At 42.0% G+C, this 20441-nt stretch carries 16 protein-coding genes; 14 read left to right on the top strand and 2 right to left on the bottom strand.

Annotated features, from left to right (window positions below):
• Positions 1-21: 21 nt before the first annotated feature.
• From DXB58_RS22780 to DXB58_RS22755, 6 genes are all read left to right on the top strand, one after another.
• Positions 22-1623, top strand: a complete 1602-nt coding sequence (locus tag DXB58_RS22780; protein ID WP_099146981.1) for a RagB/SusD family nutrient uptake outer membrane protein — start codon at positions 22-24, stop codon at positions 1621-1623.
• 41 nt (positions 1624-1664) lie between these two features.
• On the top strand, positions 1665-2606 hold the full coding sequence (locus tag DXB58_RS22775) for a glycoside hydrolase family 18 (protein WP_074557758.1): 942 nt from the start codon (positions 1665-1667) through the stop codon (positions 2604-2606).
• Between the two features lie 27 nt (positions 2607-2633).
• Complete coding sequence (locus DXB58_RS22770) at positions 2634-3842, top strand: DUF1735 and LamG domain-containing protein (protein WP_074557739.1); 1209 nt, start codon at positions 2634-2636, stop codon at positions 3840-3842.
• Between the two features lie 15 nt (positions 3843-3857).
• Positions 3858-4817 (top strand): BT_3987 domain-containing protein, encoded by a 960-nt coding sequence (locus DXB58_RS22765; RefSeq protein ID WP_074557741.1) that lies wholly within the window; start codon positions 3858-3860, stop codon positions 4815-4817.
• 70 nt (positions 4818-4887) lie between these two features.
• A complete protein-coding gene (locus DXB58_RS22760) occupies positions 4888-5622 on the top strand; it encodes a DUF1573 domain-containing protein (protein ID WP_074557743.1) in 735 nt (244 codons plus the stop codon).
• A gap of 72 nt (positions 5623-5694) precedes the next feature.
• Entirely contained in the window at positions 5695-8037 is a 2343-nt protein-coding gene (locus DXB58_RS22755) for a glycoside hydrolase family 3 N-terminal domain-containing protein (RefSeq protein WP_195401760.1), read from the top strand.
• Positions 8038-8159: 122 nt separating this feature from the next.
• Here the strand turns inward: DXB58_RS22755 and DXB58_RS22750 are convergent, their stop codons facing one another.
• Entirely contained in the window at positions 8160-8636 is a 477-nt protein-coding gene (locus DXB58_RS22750; protein ID WP_004305814.1) for a Dps family protein, read from the bottom strand.
• Positions 8637-8772: 136 nt separating this feature from the next.
• Between DXB58_RS22750 and DXB58_RS22745 the strand changes: the two genes are divergently transcribed.
• Both DXB58_RS22745 and DXB58_RS22740 read left to right on the top strand, forming a co-directional pair.
• Positions 8773-9699, top strand: coding sequence for a hydrogen peroxide-inducible genes activator (locus tag DXB58_RS22745; protein ID WP_122138360.1), 927 nt, complete (start codon positions 8773-8775; stop codon positions 9697-9699).
• 147 nt (positions 9700-9846) lie between these two features.
• Positions 9847-10527: an MIP family channel protein gene (locus DXB58_RS22740; RefSeq protein ID WP_122138359.1), complete on the top strand. Its 681-nt coding sequence runs from the start codon at positions 9847-9849 to the stop codon at positions 10525-10527.
• A gap of 140 nt (positions 10528-10667) precedes the next feature.
• On the opposite strand, the gene DXB58_RS22735 is transcribed toward DXB58_RS22740, so the two are convergent.
• Complete coding sequence (locus tag DXB58_RS22735; RefSeq protein ID WP_122138358.1) at positions 10668-11390, bottom strand: NigD-like protein; 723 nt, start codon at positions 11388-11390, stop codon at positions 10668-10670.
• Between the two features lie 175 nt (positions 11391-11565).
• Here DXB58_RS22735 and DXB58_RS22730 point away from each other — a divergent pair, with 175 nt between their 5' ends.
• The 6 genes from DXB58_RS22730 to DXB58_RS22705 all read left to right on the top strand — a co-directional run bounded on the left by DXB58_RS22730 (position 11566) and on the right by DXB58_RS22705 (position 20439).
• Entirely contained in the window at positions 11566-12114 is a 549-nt protein-coding gene (locus DXB58_RS22730) for an RNA polymerase sigma factor (RefSeq protein ID WP_122138357.1), read from the top strand.
• A gap of 6 nt (positions 12115-12120) precedes the next feature.
• Positions 12121-13425 carry an outer membrane beta-barrel protein gene (locus DXB58_RS22725; RefSeq protein WP_122138356.1) on the top strand — a complete coding sequence of 435 codons (1305 nt, stop codon included), beginning with the start codon at positions 12121-12123 and terminating at the stop codon, positions 13423-13425.
• 212 nt (positions 13426-13637) lie between these two features.
• Positions 13638-14234, top strand: coding sequence for an RNA polymerase sigma-70 factor (locus DXB58_RS22720; RefSeq protein WP_122138355.1), 597 nt, complete (start codon positions 13638-13640; stop codon positions 14232-14234).
• 63 nt (positions 14235-14297) lie between these two features.
• Positions 14298-15257, top strand: coding sequence for a FecR family protein (locus DXB58_RS22715; RefSeq protein WP_122138354.1), 960 nt, complete (start codon positions 14298-14300; stop codon positions 15255-15257).
• 175 nt (positions 15258-15432) lie between these two features.
• On the top strand, positions 15433-18927 hold the full coding sequence (locus DXB58_RS22710) for a SusC/RagA family TonB-linked outer membrane protein (RefSeq protein ID WP_122138353.1): 3495 nt from the start codon (positions 15433-15435) through the stop codon (positions 18925-18927).
• A 24-nt stretch (positions 18928-18951) separates the two neighbouring features.
• Positions 18952-20439, top strand: a complete 1488-nt coding sequence (locus tag DXB58_RS22705) for a RagB/SusD family nutrient uptake outer membrane protein (RefSeq protein ID WP_158571582.1) — start codon at positions 18952-18954, stop codon at positions 20437-20439.
• Positions 20440-20441 lie beyond the last annotated feature (2 nt).

Below are 20441 nucleotides of genomic sequence, written 5' to 3'. Positions count from 1 at the left end.
AAACTCTTAATAGTCGAAGATATGGTATTAAATAAAATATTATCATGGAACAGACTTTCCATTTTGGGAATGTCGTTTCTTCTATTCAATAATACCTCGTGTATTGATTACGAGGACAATGTGAATCCGAATGAAGTCACCAATGCGATGATGGAGGTGGATAACTTGAAAACCGGAGCTTTTTTTTCACAGATGTTGCGCCGGGTGGTGCTCATTAATGATGGCTCTATCCTTGATTCCGATTATCAGATTGCGCAAAACCTCTCTCATGATCTCTATTCCGGATATATTGCGGCAACGTTGGGATCTACCAACCATAACGGGCAATATAATTTTCAGGAGAATTGGGTAAATGCAACGTTTGACTATGCTTATACCGGAGTGATGGCTCCGTGGCAAAGTATTCATAGTCTTGCCGCAGAGCAAAATTTGCCGGAAGTAGATGCGTTGGCTACTGTAGTGAAAGTAGCAGGTATGCATCGTATTGCTGATACGTTTGGTCCGATTCCGTATGTAAACTACGGCTCTTCCAGCTTGTATGACGCTTTGGATAAAGTGTATGCCAAGTTTTTTGAAGAATTAGACGATGCGATAGAAGTGTTAGGCAATTATGTCAGTGGAAATGTCGACGCGCGATTACTTAGTAAATATGATTATGTGTATGGCGGTGATGTAAAGCAATGGGTGAAGTTTGCCAACACTTTACGTTTGAGGCTTGCCATGCGTGTCGCTTATGCTGATGCGACATTGGCAAGGCAGGAGGCTGAAAAGTCTGTTCAAAATATGTATGGTCTCATAGAGAGTACTGCCGATCGTGCGCAATTATCCCACAATACATTGGAATACCATCATCCGCTGCATGAGATAGCTTATAATTTTAATTCCGGAGATTGTCGTCCGGGAGCCAGCATCGTTTCATATCTGAACGGATTGAACGACCCTCGTGTCAGTCGTTATTTTATTGCAGCAAGTGATGATGGTGGTTATCATGGCGTGCGCATTGGTATTACTACTAGTAATATGAGCAATTATCAAGGCAATAAGATTTCGAACTTTAATATTGACCGTGCTTCTACTCCTGTGGTCTGGATGACGGCTGCGGAATCTTTCTTTTTGCGTGCGGAAGGTGCGTTGAGGGGTTGGAATATGGGCACGGGTACGGCACAATCTTTCTATGAAGCCGGTGTACGGATGTCATTTGAAGAAACTGGTGCGGGCAGTGCTGACAGCTATCTGGCGGACAATACATCCGTACCGGGCGCATTTGATGATAATGTGGGCAGTGATAATTATTCTTTCAGCACTACTGTAACTCCGGCGTGGGATGCTGCCGCAAGTTTTGAAGGACAGTTGGAACGTATTATCACACAGAAATGGATTGCGATTTATCCTGACGGTCCTGAAGGCTGGAGTGAATATCGTCGTACAGGCTATCCTGAATTGATACCGGTAGTGCGAAATAGTAGTAATGGAACAGTGGATACGGATTTGCAAGTTCGTCGTTTGCCATATACCCGCGATGAGAAGTCAAATAATGCGGCGGGAGTAAGTAGCGGTAAAGCTGCCTTAGGTGGTCCGGACAATGGCGGAACCAAACTTTGGTGGGACAAGAAGGCTCGCTGATGGGTAAGAGAACATTGTTTAAATCTAAAAAACAGTTACGTATGAAAACAAAAATAACAAGTTTATTCATTTCCTTCATTGCAACGTTCGGTTTTTATAGTTGCGATACGGATGTTGAAAACATGGAGATTCAGAAATTGAAGACTTATGATGAACAATATTTCCAGAATCTGCGTGATTTTAAAAAAAGTGATCATGAAATAAGTTACGCCTATTATGAGGGTTGGTCGCCTATCGAAGGTGTTACCGGATATAAAGATCCCGCTTCATGGGGAGAACGTATGGTGGGATTGCCCGACAGCATTGATATTGTAAATCTTTGGATGGGCATACCGACGGCGGAAACTCATCCCATTGCCTATCAGGACATGAAGTATTGTCAGGAAAAGTTGGGCACTCGCTTTGTTATGCACGCCGATGCTTCCAACTATCGGCATCAGTTTACGGTTGACGGTGTGGATTATGATATGGGAGGTTCTAGTCCGAGCGATGAAGTAATGGCAGCTTATGCTAAGTGGATTATCAAACAGGTAGTGGATGGTGAGCTGAATGGTGTAGATATTGACTGGGAAGGTTGGAGCAGTGAAGACTTGATAAGATTGGTAACCATCATTGGCGAAACTTTCGGACCGAAGGGAAAACAACCGGATATGTTGCTGATTGTTGATTATTTTAGTGGGTCTCCTTCGGCCGATATTGCTCCTTATTGTGATTATATTGTCCAACAGGCTTATAGTAATCAAACAGGTTTTTTGAGCGAACCATCCAATCTTCCTTCGGAGAAAATGATTTATTGCGAATCCTTTGGAGTTTTCTATGAAGATGGGGGACAATTGATGAACTATGCGCGCTGGGAGCCGTCAAAGGGGCGTAAAGGCGGTTGTGGAGTATTCTATCTAGGAAGAAATTATTATTCTGCATCCGGTGTACCTTATAATGAATTCAGAGAGGCGATTCAAATAATGAATCCTGCGATTGAGTAAACAAATAATGATTAAACTAAGATTAGGATGAAAACATATATCTTTAAACATTCTTTATTAGCTGCCATATGGGGATTATCGGTCTTCGGTTGTGCGGATGGTGATAGTTTTGATTATAATAAGAATGTCGCTTTCATAACAGGTACTGAAACAACGCCTGTTGTCAAATTTGTAGTAGAAGATACTCCTTCTTCGTATACTGTAACCGCTTCTTCTACCAATAAAGTAGACAAAGATGTCAAAGTGAAGTTTGCTATTGACAACTCATTGGTGGAGGCTTATAATCAGGAACATAATACAAGCTATTATGCCATTCCGGAAAATGCGGTAGTTTTGGAGAATAAAGAGGTGGTTATTGAGGCGGGAAAGGCCTTTTCTACCCCCGCCACTGTCAAGGTCGTTTCTACAGAGGATTTTGCGGAAGGGCGTGTTTATGTAATTCCTGTTACGATGTCACAAGTGGAAGGTTTGGAAGTGTTGCAACCTTCCAAAACCGTTTTCTTGAAAGTAGCCCGCGTATTCTATTTCACTTCGTTGAATATCAGTAATACGGGACTTTACAGTAATTTTATCTTTCCTGATGACAAGAAGCAGGAACTTGCCAACTTTACGTATGAAATCAAGTGTTATTCTCAAGAATGGCATCGCATAGCCCGTTTGTGCAGTTTTACTTCGAAGAATGAGTCACGTTCTAGTATGCTTCGGTTCGGAGAAAACGGCTTGGACATCAATGCACTGCAATGGGTAAGCCCATCCGGAAGCATCGTTTCCACTACTCGGTTTAGCACCGACCGTTGGTATATGATTTCTTTGACTTATGACGGCAGTAAGCTGACAATGTATGTGAATGGCGTAAAAGACGCTCAAGGGGACGGTGACCGTAAACCGGTGGATTTCCAACGTTTTGAACTCGGTATGTCGTGGGCCGGATATCCGGGTAGCCAATATTTCCGCGGTCGTATGGCTGAAGTGCGTGTATGGAATCGCGCGTTAAGTCCGGCAGAGCTTCAGACAAACCTTTGTGGCGTTGATCCCCAATCGGATGGGCTGGTCGCTTACTGGAAAATGAATGAAGGCGAGGGACATATCTTTACAGATGCAACCGGGCATGGCTATGATATGGATTGGTCAAATACTGCTCGTGAAGTGACAGAATCAAGTGGTATGCAGTATAACCTTGATTACAGTGCTGCTATAGCATGGGATAGTGACGAGAAAAACAGATGTGCACAATAATAAAGTCGGTAAATTATGAATTTGAATAAATATATAATAGGATTGTTGGCTGTGGGTGGAATATTCTGCTTTCAGGCATGTAGCGACGAAAGTTATGATGTGGAGGGAAGTAGCTTGAATCAAGTGTATATCAATATGAATCGCTGGTCTTCAACGGAAAATCTTCAAAACGCGTTTGTCTATGAGGTGATGAGGACACCGGTGGGGTCTACGCTTAAAAGCGGACCGGAAAAAGTAAAAATAGGCGTCCGTTCTACTAAAGTCGCTTCGGAAGATATTACAGTGACTTTGGATATTGATAAAAATACGTTTATAGGCAATTACTCTTCTTTCCCGAATGGGGTAAATATAAGTTTGGATAAACACACACTTACTATACCTGCGGGAAGTATGCTTTCTTCTGATTCTGTTACTGTGGAAATAGAAGATGGAAAGTGGGATGAGTTTGCGGATGATTCATATCTTTTACCTCTGAAAATTATATCTGTATCTAATGCTGAATTGAGCGAAGGACATTCTTTGGCTTATTTGGTGGTTAATACGGCTTTTACTAATTGTGTGGAAGGAGCTACAAGTGTGGAAGGAACGTTGGTGAGCGATAGAAGTTCATGGACTGCTACCTATAAAGGTGCGGATGCCGGACGTGTATTCTTTGACGGGAATAATAGGTCTTATATCTCTCAAGATCGTTCCAATGTAGAACTTATTGTTGACTTGTCTAAAGAGTGTACAGGAATTTCAGGATTTAGGTTGACACATTATGGCAGCTGGTATTCTTGTTCCAGCGCAACTGTTTCTATTAGTGTGGATGGAGAAAGTTATATGAATCAAGGTAGTGTAAGTCTTCCGTCATATTCTTCTCCCCAATATATTCGCTTTTATGAAAATGTCAATGCCCGTTATCTTAAATTAGATTTGGCACCGGGCGGTTATGGCGTTGTCCTTACAGAGTTTGATATGTATCAAAACAATTAATTAGTACTTTTAAGTCTCTTGCAATGGTGTGTTGTACTTATTGCAAGAGACTTTATTTATAAAAGAAAATATGATGTTTCGCTTTATTCTATTATTGCTTTGTCTTAGTTCGCATCCTCTGTTCTCACTTTCACAAGAACCGCAACTTTCTGAAGCACTTCAGTTTGAAGAACGGAAGTTTGATTTTGGGGAAATTCAGGAGCAAGATGGAATCGTGTCTCATGTATTCCTGTTTAAGAATATAGGGAGGACGGTGGTTCATATAAGCGGCATAAGTGCTGGTTGTGGATGTGTGCAATATGAATTTCCGCAGGAGCCTATTTTACCGGGGAAGACTGGGGAAGTAACCGTCAGCTATAATCCGGCTTATCGTCCGGGCTTTTTCAGTAAGGAAATTGTCGTGTTGAGTAATAATAACACTTGTTATAATCGTATTTGGATAAAAGGGAGCGTCATCCCCTGCCGGCATTCTGTGTCGGAAAACTATCCATACGGGTATGGAAGCGGGTTGTGGATGAATTTCGAGGTAATGACATTTGGCACTATAAGTAAGGGGCACTCAAGAACAATGAAACTGAAATATGCGAATGATACCGATAAGGATATGCAACTTATGTTTGTGGTAGTGGGTGGAAATACGGATATTAAATTTATCAGCCCACATCTGGTGAAACCTCACGAAGAGGGGATAATGCCCATTACTTATCAAAATTCGGGACAGTTTGACGCGGAAACAAATATCTATCCGGTGGTGAACGGAAAGGTGCTGGCGAAACCGTTGAAAGTAACTTATATAAAAAGATAAATCTCAAAAACAATGATGGTAGAAAATGCCGTTAATTATAAATATCAGTTGAATCTTATACCATATTATACAATGATACAGCGCTTTTGTGTTTTGCTAATAATACTAGTAATGAGGGTGTCTGTTTTTGCTCAATCATCTCTGCCATATTATAAAAAGAAGGAGCTATCTGTTGATATAAGACTTTCAGATTTACTTTCCCGCATGACTCTGGAAGAAAAGGTCGGTCAGTTACTTTGTCCTTTAGGTTGGGAAATGTATGAAATCCATGGTAGTGAGGTTCATCCTTCCGGAAAGTTCAAGCAATTGATTAAAGAAAGAAATGCCGGAATGCTTTGGGCAACTTATCGTGCTGATCCCTGGACAAAGAAAACATTGGCTAATGGCTTAAATCCAGAATTGGCAGCGAAAGCCGGAAATGCATTGCAAAAGTATGTGATGGAGAATACCCGTCTGGGAATTCCGATGTTTTTAGCGGAAGAAGCCCCTCATGGGCACATGGCAATTGGTGCTACAGTTTTTCCTACGGGTATCGGAATGGCGGCTACCTGGTCACGGGAATTAGTAAAAGAAGTTGGTCAAGTTATCGCTAAAGAAATTCGTTCCCAAGGTGGGCATATTAGTTACGGTCCCGTACTTGATTTGACCCGTGATCCCCGTTGGTCCCGCGTGGAAGAGACATTTGGTGAAGATCCTGTGTTGAGTGGCATTTTAGGGGCGTCTATGGTTGACGGTTTAGGTGGAGGTAATCTATCACAAAAATACGCTACCATAGCTACCTTGAAACATTTTCTGGCATACGCTGTGCCGGAGGGTGGACAGAATGGTAATTATGCTTCAGTCGGTATTCGTGATTTGCATCAGAATTTTCTTCCTCCTTTTCGTAAGGCAATAGATGCAGGGGCATTGTCTGTAATGACTTCATACAATTCGATAGATGGGATACCTTGTACGTCGAACCATTATTTGCTGACTCAACTCTTGCGTAATGAATGGAAGTTTCGTGGCTTTGTAGTTTCCGATTTATATAGTATTGAAGGGATTCACGAAAGCCACTTTGTTGCTCCAACCAAAGAGAATGCAGCCATACAATCTGTAACGGCTGGCGTTGATGTTGACTTGGGTGGGGATGCTTATACCAACCTTTGTCATGCAGTTCAATCCGGACAAATGGATAAGGCTGTGATTGATACGGCTGTCTGCCGGGTGTTACGGATGAAGTTTGAGATGGGCTTGTTTGAGCATCCTTATGTGGATCCGAAAATTGCTGCTAAAACAGTACGCCGTAAAGAACATATCGACCTGGCACGTAAAATCGCACAGTCTTCCATAACACTTCTCAAAAATGAGAATTCAATTCTTCCTTTAAGCAAGACGATAAATAAGGTGGCGGTAATTGGCCCTAATGCTGACAATCGATATAATATGTTAGGGGACTATACAGCCCCGCAGGAAGATAGTAATGTGAAAACAGTTCTTGATGGAATTCTAACAAAATTATCTCCTTCTCGTGTGGAATATGTACGAGGCTGTGCTATTCGTGATACTACAGTGAATGAGATAGAACAAGCAATTGAAGCTGCCCGTCGCTCCGAAGTTGTAATTGTGGTTGTGGGTGGTTCCAGTGCCCGTGATTTTAAAACGAGCTATAAAGAAACAGGTGCGGCTGTAGCTGAAGAGGGTAGTGTAAGTGATATGGAGTGTGGAGAAGGATTTGACCGTGCTAGTTTATCCTTACTTGGTAGACAACAAGAACTATTGGAATCTTTGCAAAAGACAGGTAAGCCTTTGATTGTCGTTTATATTGAAGGTCGTCCTTTAGAAAAGAATTGGGCTTCGGAATATGCTGATGCACTACTGACTGCTTACTATCCGGGGCAGGAGGGTGGAAATGCCATAGCGGATGTTCTCTTTGGAGATTATAATCCTTCCGGACGTTTGCCAATCTCCGTTCCGCGTTCTGTAGGTCAGATTCCGGTTTATTATAATAAGAAAGCTCCTCGAAATCATGAATATGTGGAAGTGTCATTTTCTCCGTTATATAGCTTTGGTTATGGGATGAGTTATACCACTTTTGAATATTCTGATTTGCAGGTAGTGCAGAAATCTGCTCGTTGTTTTGAAGTCTCATTTAAAGTAAAGAATACAGGGAAGTGTGATGGTGAAGAAGTAGCACAACTTTATATGAGAGATGAATATGCATCAGTTGTTCAGCCGATGAAACAGTTGAAACATTTTGAACGTTTCCATTTGAAAAAAGGAGAAGAGAAAAAAGTTACTTTTGTTTTGACAGAGGAGGACTTTTTCTTGGTTAACTATACTTTGAAGAAAGTAGTAGAGTCTGGAAATTTCCATCTTATGATTGGTGCCGCTTCTAATGATATTAGGTTGCAGAATGTTATTTTAGTGGAGTAATTTTTATTAATATCTATATTAAGAGATTTCCAGTTTCGTTTTCTCTTAATAAAAAAGAGAGAATATTCCTTTTGCGGAAATATCCTCTCTTTCTCACCTAAAACCTAAACCTTTTATTTTAATTACTTGCTATTATAAGCAACCAACATCCAAACCAATTTTTCCTGTTCTTTCAGATAATCGCTCATCATCGAAACGGTTACTTCGTCTCCAGCTTGAGAAGCGATAGATAAGATCTTACGTTCTTCACCAATCAAATAGCTGATAGACTGAAGGATATTATTCAAAGCTTCGTCTCCGTTGCTTACCTTATCCACTTCATTCACATTTGCTACTTTTAGATAATCGCTGAATTTATTGGCAGGAGTACCACCCAGCATCAAGATACGTTCTGCGATTTCATCCACCTTTTCAGCCGTGTCATCATACATCTTTTCGAATTGACTGTGGAGTACAAAGAAATTATGTCCCTTGATATTCCAGTGGAAACCGCGAAGATTGGTGTAATACACTTGGAAGTCTGCTAATAGTTGTTGCAAAGATGCTACTACGTTGTTTGCTCCCGATTCGTTCAATTTGATAAATTCTAAAGTTTTCATATTCTTTTATTTTTAATGATTTATACTTGTTTTCTTTTTTTCTGTACTGCAAAGATAAGGCGTAAAATGCTTGTTGGCAAACTGAAAATTTCTATCTTTGCATAGATGAAATCTATAACTTAATAAGATTTGATAGATGACGATACAACAATTAGAGTATATACTGGCTGTAGACCAGTTCAGGCATTTCGCACGAGCAGCTGAATATTGTCGTGTGACGCAGCCTACTTTGAGTGCAATGATTCAGAAACTGGAAGATGAACTGGGAGTAAAGTTGTTCGATAGGACAGTACAGCCCGTTTGTCCGACAGCCATCGGACAGAAAGTGATAGACCAGGCTCGCGTGATTCTGGCGCAGGCAGCTCAAGTGAAAGAAATAATCAGTGAAGATAAACAGTCATTGTCAGGCGTATTCCGCTTGGGGGTATTACCTACTATCGCTCCCTATCTGCTTCCTCGCTTTTTTCCTCAACTAATGGAAAAATATCCCGAACTGGATATTCGTGTCACGGAAATGAAGACACAGGATATTCAGCAGGCTTTGCATGCCGGAGATTTGGATGCGGGAATTATTGCCAGCAAACTGGAAGATACGTTCTTGACAGAAGAAACTCTTTTCTATGAGCAATTTTACGCTTATGTGTCACGAAAAGAATCCTCTTTCAAGCATGATATGATCCGTACTTCTGATATAACAGGCGAACATCTTTGGCTTTTGGACGAAGGACACTGCTTTCGCGATCAACTCGTCCGTTTCTGTCAGATGGAGGCCGTGAAGGTTAATCAGATGGCCTATCGTTTGGGGAGTATGGAAACTTTTATGCGAATGGTAGAAAGTGGAAAAGGAATCACTTTTATTCCCGAACTAGCAGTGGTGCAATTGACGGAAGAACAGCGGCAGTTGGTACGTCCGTTTGCCATTCCCCGACCTACACGGCAAGTGGTACTGGCAACAAATAAAGATTTTATTCGCCACAGTCTCTTATGCGTCCTGAAAGAGGAAATAAAGGCGGCGGTTCCCAAGGAAATGCTTTCTTTACAGTCCATACAATGTTTGTTATAGCACATTAGGGAATCCCTTTTTCCATCGAGAACAATCTCTTTCTGTAAAAAATGTAGCAAAGTTGCGCTATAATAATACGGATATGTTTTGATTTCTAGTCTGAATTGCTTATTTTTGGAAAGTAAACAAAAAACAATATTAATTACTATGAAAAAGTACATTGCAGAAATGATTGGAACGATGGTGCTCGTCCTTATGGGATGTGGTAGCGCCGTCTTTGCTGGTGGTTTGGCTGATACAGTAGGTGCTGGTGTGGGAACGATCGGCGTAGCTTTAGCCTTTGGTTTATCCGTAGTGGCGATGGCGTATGCTATCGGAGGTATTTCGGGATGTCACATTAATCCTGCTATTACATTAGGAGTGTTTTTGACTGGTCGTATGAATGGAAAATATGCAGGTATGTATATGATTTTCCAGGTAATCGGAGCTATTATCGGCTCGGCTATTCTTTTTGCTTTAGTTTCTACCGGTGCTCATGACGGGCCTACAGCGACAGGTTCGAATGGTTTTGGCGATGGAGAAATGTTGCAGGCATTTATTGCGGAAGCAGTATTTACTTTCATATTTGTATTGGTAGTGCTCGGCTCTACCGATCCGAAGAAGGGAGCAGGTAATCTGGCAGGACTTGCCATCGGTTTGACTCTTGTGTTGGTACATATTGTATGTATTCCTATCACAGGGACTTCTGTGAACCCGGCACGTAGTATTGCTCCGGCATTATTCCAAGGAGGAGAAGCATTGTCTCAGTTGTGGTTATTCATCCTTGCTCCATTTGTAGGAGCTGCATTGAGTGCAGTAGTCTGGAATTATCTGGGAGATAAGAAATAACTCTTTTAGAAGAAAAAGAACATAAAATATAAAGAAGAAAGTAAAAGGGCGGCAGTTTCACAACTACCGCCCTCTTTTGCGTAATTAATATATTATATTAAAAAAGAGTGTGTTTCGCATGTTCACATTAGATTAGTCGTTTAAGGAAATTTTACTTCATAAGTTTTCGGCCCACCATAAATGGTGTTGACACGAATTCTTAGTCCCTTTTTCCCCTCCATCCGGTCTTTAATCTTATCCAGTTTGAAAGACACATATCCTTCACCCAAACGTTGAGGAGTATCTCCTTCACTGTTATGACGGAATTCCAGATTGATATATTCGTCCTCCGCATTGCCTTCGTCAGCAGTGGGAGCGGTCTCTTCTTTGTCGTTAATCACCAGATTCAGGAAATGTTTTTTATCTTCACTATGTGTTCCGTAATATTGGAATTCAATCGTCAGATATTTATTATCCTTATTGATCCACATATAAGTCGTGTTGATCTTATCATCTCCGATTTTCTCTTCGTCGTTGCCATCTTCACCCATTGTGACAATGTCTTTGGTTAAGATTGGATTGATACCTTTCACCTGAATATTAAGGTCGTATCCATTCACAGGCTCTTCCAGCTCGTTGAATATCACAAAAGCTCGTTGTCCTTCCACCCAATCTTCATTGTTCCATCCTTGTGAGTTGCTGGGATACATTTTTTTCCCGTTATCCAAAGTGAAATAAAATTCCTTGCTATCCTGGCTAATCATATTGATGGTGCTGATAGCCAGAAGATCGGACGAACTGTCATCGTCGTCCAAGCATGACTGGAGAATCGGCATGGTAGTCATAATAGCAAAGATAAAGGCAATGAATTTAAATTTCTTCATATACTTACTCGGTTTTAGATTTTATAATATTTGTTCTTTCTGTAGTGAAAATGCAAGGGGATAGAAAATATTGCATTCGGATCTGTTAAAGAAACAAAAGTGATAAAAGAGTTGTTCTCTCTGTGCAGTATTTCTATCTTTGTTGCATTTATAAGGTAAACACGTGTATAAGAGAATGGAAGAAATAGAGTTGTCGGAACAATGTAGGCTGGGTAATAACCGGGCCCGCAAGGAACTGTATGAACAGTATGCGGGGCGTATGCTTGGCATCTGTCTACGTTATACCGGCGACCGGGATACAGCCCAGGATCTGCTTCACGACGGTTTTTTAAAGATATTCGATTCGTTCGATAAGTTCACCTGGAGGGGTGAAGGCTCCTTGCGAGCCTGGATGGAACGGGTGATGGTCAACACAGCTTTGCAGTATCTTCGGAAAAATGATGTAATCAATCAGTCGACACCTCTCGAAGAGTTGCCCGAAGAGTATGAAGAGCCGGATGCTTCCGATGTAGAAGCGATTCCACAAAATGTGTTGATGCAGTTTATTGAAGAATTACCCGCCGGCTATCGTACAGTGTTCAACCTTTATACATTTGAAGACAAATCGCATAAAGAAATTGCACAGGTATTAGGTATCAATGAAAAATCTTCGGCTTCGCAACTGTTTCGTGCGAAGAGTGTATTAGCAAAAAGAGTAAAAGAATGGATAACGCATAATGGATAGATAGAGATGGAAGAGAAAGAATTGTGGATGAATAAGTTGAAGGAGAAGCTCGCGGATTATTCCGAGCCGGTGCCTGCTTCCGGTTGGGAACAACTGGAGAAAGAACTTATGCCTCCTGTGGAGAAGAAAATATATCCTTATCGAAAATGGATGATGGCTGCTGCAGCTGTTATAATATTAGCTGTCGTTTCGTCAGTAAGTCTGTATTTTCTAGGGACACCCGCTGCGGATGAAATACGTCATATACAAACTCCGGCATTGGCTTCCACGCCCGATGCATTGCCGGGTGTGCAACAACCGGATATGCAGGGAACTGCTGTGGAACCTGTCTTACGACCGGTAACTCGCGAAGATCGTTTGGCGAAAGTCGACAGGAATCATACGGAGCAGAAAACAGGTGTAGATCCATTAGGGATCGGTAATGAAAATGGACCTTCAACAGGAAATGGAGAGGACTCTTTGAGTGAGGAAGATAAGAATGTAAAAGGGGAGGGAGAAACTGAAAATGTAAAAGATGAACCGAAGCAGGCAGAAAATACAAATGTCAGTCAGGGACAGTCACAAGATACAGAGCGATTGAATAACAGACCGCGCCGCCCCTCCGGTAAAGACAAACTTCATATTCCGACAGAAAAAAGATCTTCTCAAAAGGGAACATGGTCAATGGGACTTTCGGTAGGAAATTCAGGAGGTGCTTCGACAGAAGTAGGTGCCGGATCTCATGCTTATATGTCCCGTGTGAGTATGCTTTCAGTTTCCAACGGTCTGATGGAGACGATTCCTAATGACCAAACATTGGTTTTCGAAGATGGAGTACCTTACCTGCGTCAGGCCAAACAGGTGGTTGACATTAAACATCATCAGCCTATTTCTTTCGGATTATCCGTTCGTAAAGGTTTGGCTAAAGGATTCTCTCTTGAGACAGGACTGACTTATACGCTGCTTTCTTCGGATGCAAAACTGGCAGGTGAGGAACAACAGATAGAGCAGAAACTACACTATATCGGTATCCCGTTGCGTGCCAACTGGAACTTCCTGGATAAGAAACTTGTCACTCTTTATGTTTCCGGTGGAGGTATGGTTGAAAAATGTGTTTATGGAAAGCTAGGTTCTGAAAAAGAAACAGTGAAGCCTTTGCAGTTCTCGGTATCCAGTGGTGTAGGTGCGCAGATCAATGCAACGAAACGTTTGGGTATTTACGTGGAACCGGGTGTTGCTTATTATTTCAATGATGGTTCCGATATACAAACTATACGTAAAGAGAATCCGTTTAACTTCAATATACAAGCAGGTGTTCGTCTGACTTATTAGTACGAATTACCTCACTAAATATAGTAACGCCATCCGGTTCGGATACCGTCACTATCCCGATTGGATAGCGTCATTATCCTGACCGGATGGCGTTACTATTTGCTATTTACTATCTTTTTCTTCAGAAAAGTCGGATAATTGAGAAAATATTAATAATATTGTCACCTGTTTATGACCTATGGCTGCATACCTTTGTTGCAAAATTCTAAGATATGGTAGATTCTACAGATGAAAAACATTTATTAATCGACTTAAAAGGCGGTTCCTTTCAGGCATTCGAAAGATTGTATAATATGTATAGTGGCAAACTGTACAATTTCATTATGCGACTCTCTTCCGGCAATCAATATATGGCCGAAGAAGTGGTGCAAGCCACTTTCATTCGTATATGGGAAGTGCATGAAAAAGTAGACCCGGCTTCCTCGTTTATCTCTTTTCTCTGTACGATTGCCAAAAACTTATTGATGAATATGTACCAGCGTCAGACCGTAGAGTATGTTTACAATGAATATCTCATGAAAAGTAGTGTAGACCGTGATTCACAGACAGAAGAGAATATTGATCTGCACTTTTTGAATGAGTATATCGATTCTCTTGCCGAAGAATTGCCTGCGCAACGGAAGAAAATATTCATTTTGAGCAAAAGACAGAATTACACAAATAAAGAAATAGCCGAAATCATGGGAATTTCCGAAAGTACGGTTGCTACTCAATTATCTTTGGCTGTGAAATTTATGCGTGAACAATTGATGAAGCATTATGATAAGGTAATTACCCTTTTGTTGGCCTTTTTTGTTAATGAAATGTAATAGTAATACTTGTTTTTGGATGGGAAGTAGGATGAAAGTGTATACTTGTAAATAAGTGAAAAGATGGATAAGACACATTATAAAGAGCTAATTGAAAAATATTTCGAAGAAACGATCACGGATGTCGAGATAAAAGAACTGTCAGACTGGATAAAGAATGACCATCAGTTGCACGACTGGTGGGAACAGGAGTTTGAGAGATCGGATTCCTCCATGAATCCGGTGTTGCGTGATAAACTTTTTGCCCAAATCAAAGAAGAGACTTTGGACAAGGAAGTGCGCCCCCTCCGTATCATCCCTTGGAAATGGGTTGCTGCAATTTTATTACCTGTCTGTGTCGCTTTCTTCACTTACTATCTTTTAGATTCTTCTCCAATAGCAGAAACACCCTTTATTGTGAAAGCGGCCAAAGGAGATAAAGCAACCATCGAGTTACCGGACGGAACAAATGTCGTGCTCAATTCAGCTTCCCAATTAAGTTATCTGAATAATTTCGGAGAAAAAGTTCGTCGCGTGCAACTGAATGGTGAAGCCTATTTTAAAGTAGCCCATGATGAGAAGCACGCCTTCATTGTGCAAATCGGTGATTTGGAAGTGAAGGTACTGGGTACCTCCTTCAATATATCTGCTTATAAAGATGATAAAGAGATAACGGTTGTTTTGCTGGAAGGAAAGGTAGGAGTATATGCACAAGAAAGATCCCATATCATGAAACCCGGAGATAAAATAGAGTATAACAAAACCACCCACCAAATAAAGACTACTCAAGTGCACCCGACTGACTATATTGAGTGGACAAAAGGAAATATGTACTTTGAGAAAGAATCTTTGGAAAATATCATGAAAACCCTTTCACGTATTTATGACGTAGAGATCCGCTTCGATTCCGGTAAACTACCTAAAGAATACTTCACGGGAACTATTCCGGGTGGCGGTATACAGAATGCTTTGAATATTCTGATGCTAACTTCACCTTTCTATTATGAGATGGACGGTTCGGTGATTGTCTTAAAAGAGAAATAAATAGATAAGCATTCTTTCAAATAATAATAAAAGCCATTTCGGAATTTCACTTCTAAGGAATGGCTTTTTTATTCTCTGGATTGAGTTGGTTAATAAGAGTTAAAGATTGATAGGCGCTTGGACGGGAGGATATAGCAGTCTGTATACCTATCAAACAACTTAAAAGTTTGGATATATGAAAAACAGAAAACACCTTGTAAATCTCCCTCAAACCCATGGGGAGAGAAGTAAGAACTGGAGAACGCTACGGGCTGTATGCTTGCTATTGTTCCTAAGCATCTCTTTTGCCGCTTATTCTCAAATAACGGTTAATTTGAAAGATTTGTCTTTAAGAGCCTCCTTAAAGAAGATTGAGCAAGTAAGCAGTTACAAATTTTTCTACAATGAAAATCTCCCCGAGTTAGATCGGAAAGTATCTCTGAATGTAAAGAACGCAACAGTAGAACAGGTGATGAACCAACTGTTGAATGGAATGGAACTGACTTATAAGCAAGAGAAGGATAATGTACTTGTTTTACTTCGTAAGTCATCGGAGAAGCAGGAGACAAAGAAAGTGACAGGAATCGTGGTTGATGAAAAAGGAGAACCCATCATCGGAGCCAGCGTTCAGGTGAAAGGAGAGAATAACGGTACGATCACCAATGTTGACGGATATTATTCATTGATGAATGTTCCCGAATCGGCTACCTTAACCATTTCCTATATCGGCTATCGGACAGTCACTCTTCCTGTTAAAAGCCAAAATACCGGTAAAGTGACATTGGTAGAAGATAGTAAGATGATTGATGAAGTAGTGGTGGTTGGTTATGGAGTTCAGAGAAAGAGAGACGTGTCCACCGCCATTTCCTCCATCCGTGCGTCGGATATTGCAGACGTTGCGGCAACAAGTATCGAACAGGCATTGGTCGGGCGTATGGCAGGTGTGCAAATCACTCAACCCAATGGTACACCGGGTGCAGGTTTTGAAGTCAAAGTGCGTGGAGTAGGAACAGTAACTGCCGGGAGTTCTCCGTTGTACGTTATTGACGGAGTGCCGTTGAGTGACGATACAGGAGATGCTACCGGTATCACGGTCAGCCCATTGGCATCCATCGAGACATCTGATATTGAATCTATCGAAGTGCTGAAAGATGCTTCAGCTGCCGCCATTTACGGTTCGAGAGGAAGTAATGGCGTTGTCATTATCACCACGAAACAAGGAAAAGAAGGAAAGCCGGTTGTGAAATACAACGGTTATGCAGGTGCGCAGATGGTGACCGATAAAATCGACGTACTCAATGCCTATGAATATGCCCAACTCGTATTCGACGGTCACAACAATGCCTATTATGACCAATTACGGACAGCCGGAAAAACGGATTTATATAACCCGTATGCAACGAATCTGGAACGTTGGAATAATCTGAAAACCGGAAGTATCAATGAAAATCAAGGCTGGATGCTCCCACCGGAAATACTGCCTTACGTCAAAGGTGAACAAGGATTAGTGGATACAGACTGGCAGGACGCAGTATTGCGTACAGGTTTCATCACGAAACATAACCTGTCTGTAAGCGGAGGAAACAAAAATATAAAATACATGCTTTCCGGAAACTATCAGAATGAAGAGGGAATAGTTATCAATTCCGATTTTACGAAGATGGGATTTCGAGCCAAAGTAGACGTGAACTATAATCGCTGGAAATTCGGAGGTAACATCAACTTAACCCGGAATATCTACAACCTGGTAAACACCGAAGGACGATATGGAGACGACGGTGTGCTGTCACTGGCATTGGGAGCAGCTCCTATTTATCCAATTTACGATGAAAACGGCGACTTCAATTATGAGCACAACAATACCAGCTACGGACAATCCAAACTGAATAATCCGGTAGCCGTAGCCACACTTATTGAAGACCAAATGACCTCCATCCAAATGTTGGGAACCGCATACGTAGAATATGAAATCCTGAAAGGATTGAACTACAAAATGCAGGGAAGCTGGAATTATAATAACTATGTGCGCGACTACTACCGTCCGGCCGCTTTGCCCAATTCGGCAAACCGCACCCCGCCATCCAATCCGACCGGAGAATCACGCACCAAGAACAAATATACCTGGGTTTGGGAGAATACATTAAATTATCAGAAGAAGATAAACAAACTGCATAACATTAGCGCACTGGCCGGATGGACAGCCCAACGTTATCAAAGTAACGCTAACCGGATAACGGCTACCGATCTTCCGATGAACGACCTGGTGCATACGATACCCGGCAATTCCACAGCCACCAAGTATGACTCCAATAAAGAAGCCTGGTCATTGCTTTCGGGTATTGCGCGTGCCCAATATAGCTACGCTGACAAATATATCTTTTCGGCCACCATTCGTGCCGACGGTTCTTCCCGTTTCGGAGAAAACAATCGTTGGGGATATTTCCCATCCGTGTCAGGAGCATGGTATGTGACAGAAGAGGAATTCATGAAACCGGTATCTTCCTGGTTGACTAACCTGAAACTTCGTGCAAGCTGGGGAGAAACAGGAAATATGAGTATCGGCAATTATGCTTCCTACGGCATTGTGAACGGAGACAACTACGTATTCGGCGGAGTGTATAGCATCGGCTCGAAAGAAAGTACTTATGGCAATCCCAATCTTAGTTGGGAGAAAACATCGCAAGTGAATCTGGGTGTTGAGATCGGTCTGCTCAACTGGTTGAATATTGAAGTGGATATTTATAAAGGTATGACCTCCGATATGTTGCTGGATGTGCCTGTTATGGAAGCTTCCGGTTTCTCAACCATTCTTCAGAATATCGGGAAAGTAGAGAATAAAGGACTTGAGATCACTTTAGGCACCAATCTCAAACTGGGTAAAGTGCGCTGGACCAATAGCTTTAATTATGCCATGAACCGTAATAAGGTGAAATCTCTGGGAGGTGCCACAGAAATGGTGACGCAGGCGAATAGCGTGATTGATTTCATCACTAAAGTGGGAGAGCCTATCGGCAATTATTATACCTATGTCACCGACGGGGTATATAAGAATCAAGCCGAGATCGAAACAGACATAGCCAATGGCATCATAGTTCCCAATGCACAGCCCGGAGATTTCCGGTTCAAGAAATTTGGAAAAGACGACACTATCAATGCCGACGATAAACAGATAACCGGAAACTATATGCCCGATTTTACTTATGGTTACTCTACTTCGCTGCGATACCAGTCGTTCGACTTTAGCCTCTCCCTGCAAGGAGTCCATGGTAATGAGATAGCCAATATTAATCGCCGTTACCTGGCTAACATGGAGGGAAATGCCAATCAGCTTGCCATAGCAAGAGAGCGCTGGCAGTCGAAAGACAACCCGGGCAGCGGCAGTGTATATAAAGCAAACCGTAGCGCAACGGGAATGAACTCCGTAATTTCTACCTGGCACATTGAAGATGGTTCGTATATGCGTATCCGCGAAATCACACTGGGATATACATTACCCAAATATTTACTGAAACGGATGGGAATAGGCAGTCTCCGCATTTATGGTTCGGCCTTCAATCCATTCACATTTACGAAATACAGTGGATACAATCCCGAAGTCAGCACCAATTCCAGCCCTATCATGCAAGGAGTTGATTACGGTACCTACCCGCTTTCGAAAAGTTTCGTGATTGGAATTAACTTTAGTCTGTAAAAACAAAAAATACAAATGAAAGATATGAAAACCATATTAATCCACCTGTGTATCATAACCGTTACCCTGTTCTCATTGTCGGGGTGTAGCGATTTTCTCGATGAGAAGCCAGAAGGAAACACCGGGACCACCGGGAACTTCTATAAAAACAAAGAAGACATAGAGTATGCGCTTACTGCTGCCTATGCCAACTTACAGGCAGGAGCTATGTATAAAGAATACATGGTGCTTATGACCGATGTCCGTTCGGACGATTTAGGATCATTTGCCAACACCGGAGGAAATGCCGGACGTGAATATAGCATTAAAATATTTACGGCACAGTCTGATAATCAGATCTTCCGTAGCGTATGGCAAAAAACATACGAAACGATATACCGCTGCAATAATGTGATTTACCACATTGACGTAGTAAAAGATAGCAAGTTGAAACTCCAGTACGAAGCCGAAGCACGTTTCCTGCGGGCCTTGTGTTACTTCAACATCGTTCGTTTCTGGGGCGATGCTCCGCTGATTCTCACTCCGCTGACGGCTACGGAGGTGGCAGAATGTGAACGCAATAAAGTGGCCGATATATACGCAGCCATAGAAACGGACTTGCAATTTGCTTCGGATGCGAATAACCTCCCGAAAGTGTTCACCGGGAAAAACTCCGGACGTGCCACCTCATTGGCCGCCAAAGCTCTGTTAGGCAAAGTGTATCTGCAGGAAAAGAAATGGCAGGCTGCCAAACAGTCACTGGGCGAACTTATAAATACGGATAATGTCGGCACACATACATTATTGCCCGATATTGCCAATGTATTCAGCACGGCACCGGTACAGGGAAGTTCGGCTTCCGATTTCAAGAATTATACCGGCTGGTCACCGCAAACCATGAATAAAGAAATCTTGTTTGAAGTCATTTTTGATAAAGATATAGCAGGAGAGGGACGCAATGCTCTGACCTATTACGCCAATCAGGCCGACTTGAACGAAGCATTCAAACTAAGTAATGCCGCTCAATGTATCTACCATTCTTCCGACCGTCGCGCCGATTTGATGCGAAGTATGAAAGGCACCAATACCGATAATAATCTGTTGGTGAAATATGCCGATATTCAGAGTACATTGGAACAGTACGGATACAATACTCCGGTGCTCCGTTGGGCGGATGTATTGTTGATGTATGCCGAAGCCTGCAATGAAGTTTCTTTCGATAATTCCGCAACCAGTCCGGCACTGTTGGCACTAAACGATGTCAGAACACGTTCTTACGCTGCCGGAGCATATACGGGCAATCAACTTTCCGATCAGGATACTTTCCGGGATGCCATCTTCCTCGAACGACGTTTGGAATTCCCGATGGAGATGCAACGCTGGTTCGACCTGATCCGTTCGGGAAATGCGATCAATGAACTCTCAAAGATTGGGATCATCATAGATAAAGACGATCTGTTGTTCCCGGTTCCCAATAGTGAAGTGACCTTGCGTGACAATCCGGACAAGTTCCCTCAAAATCCCGGCTACTAATG

The organism is Bacteroides sp. OM05-10AA, from assembly GCF_003439055.1.
Taxonomy (GTDB): Bacteria; Bacteroidota; Bacteroidia; order Bacteroidales; family Bacteroidaceae; genus Bacteroides; species Bacteroides intestinigallinarum.
The sequence above is the reverse complement of the archived record's forward strand: the minus strand, read 5'-3'. Positions and strand labels throughout refer to the sequence as shown.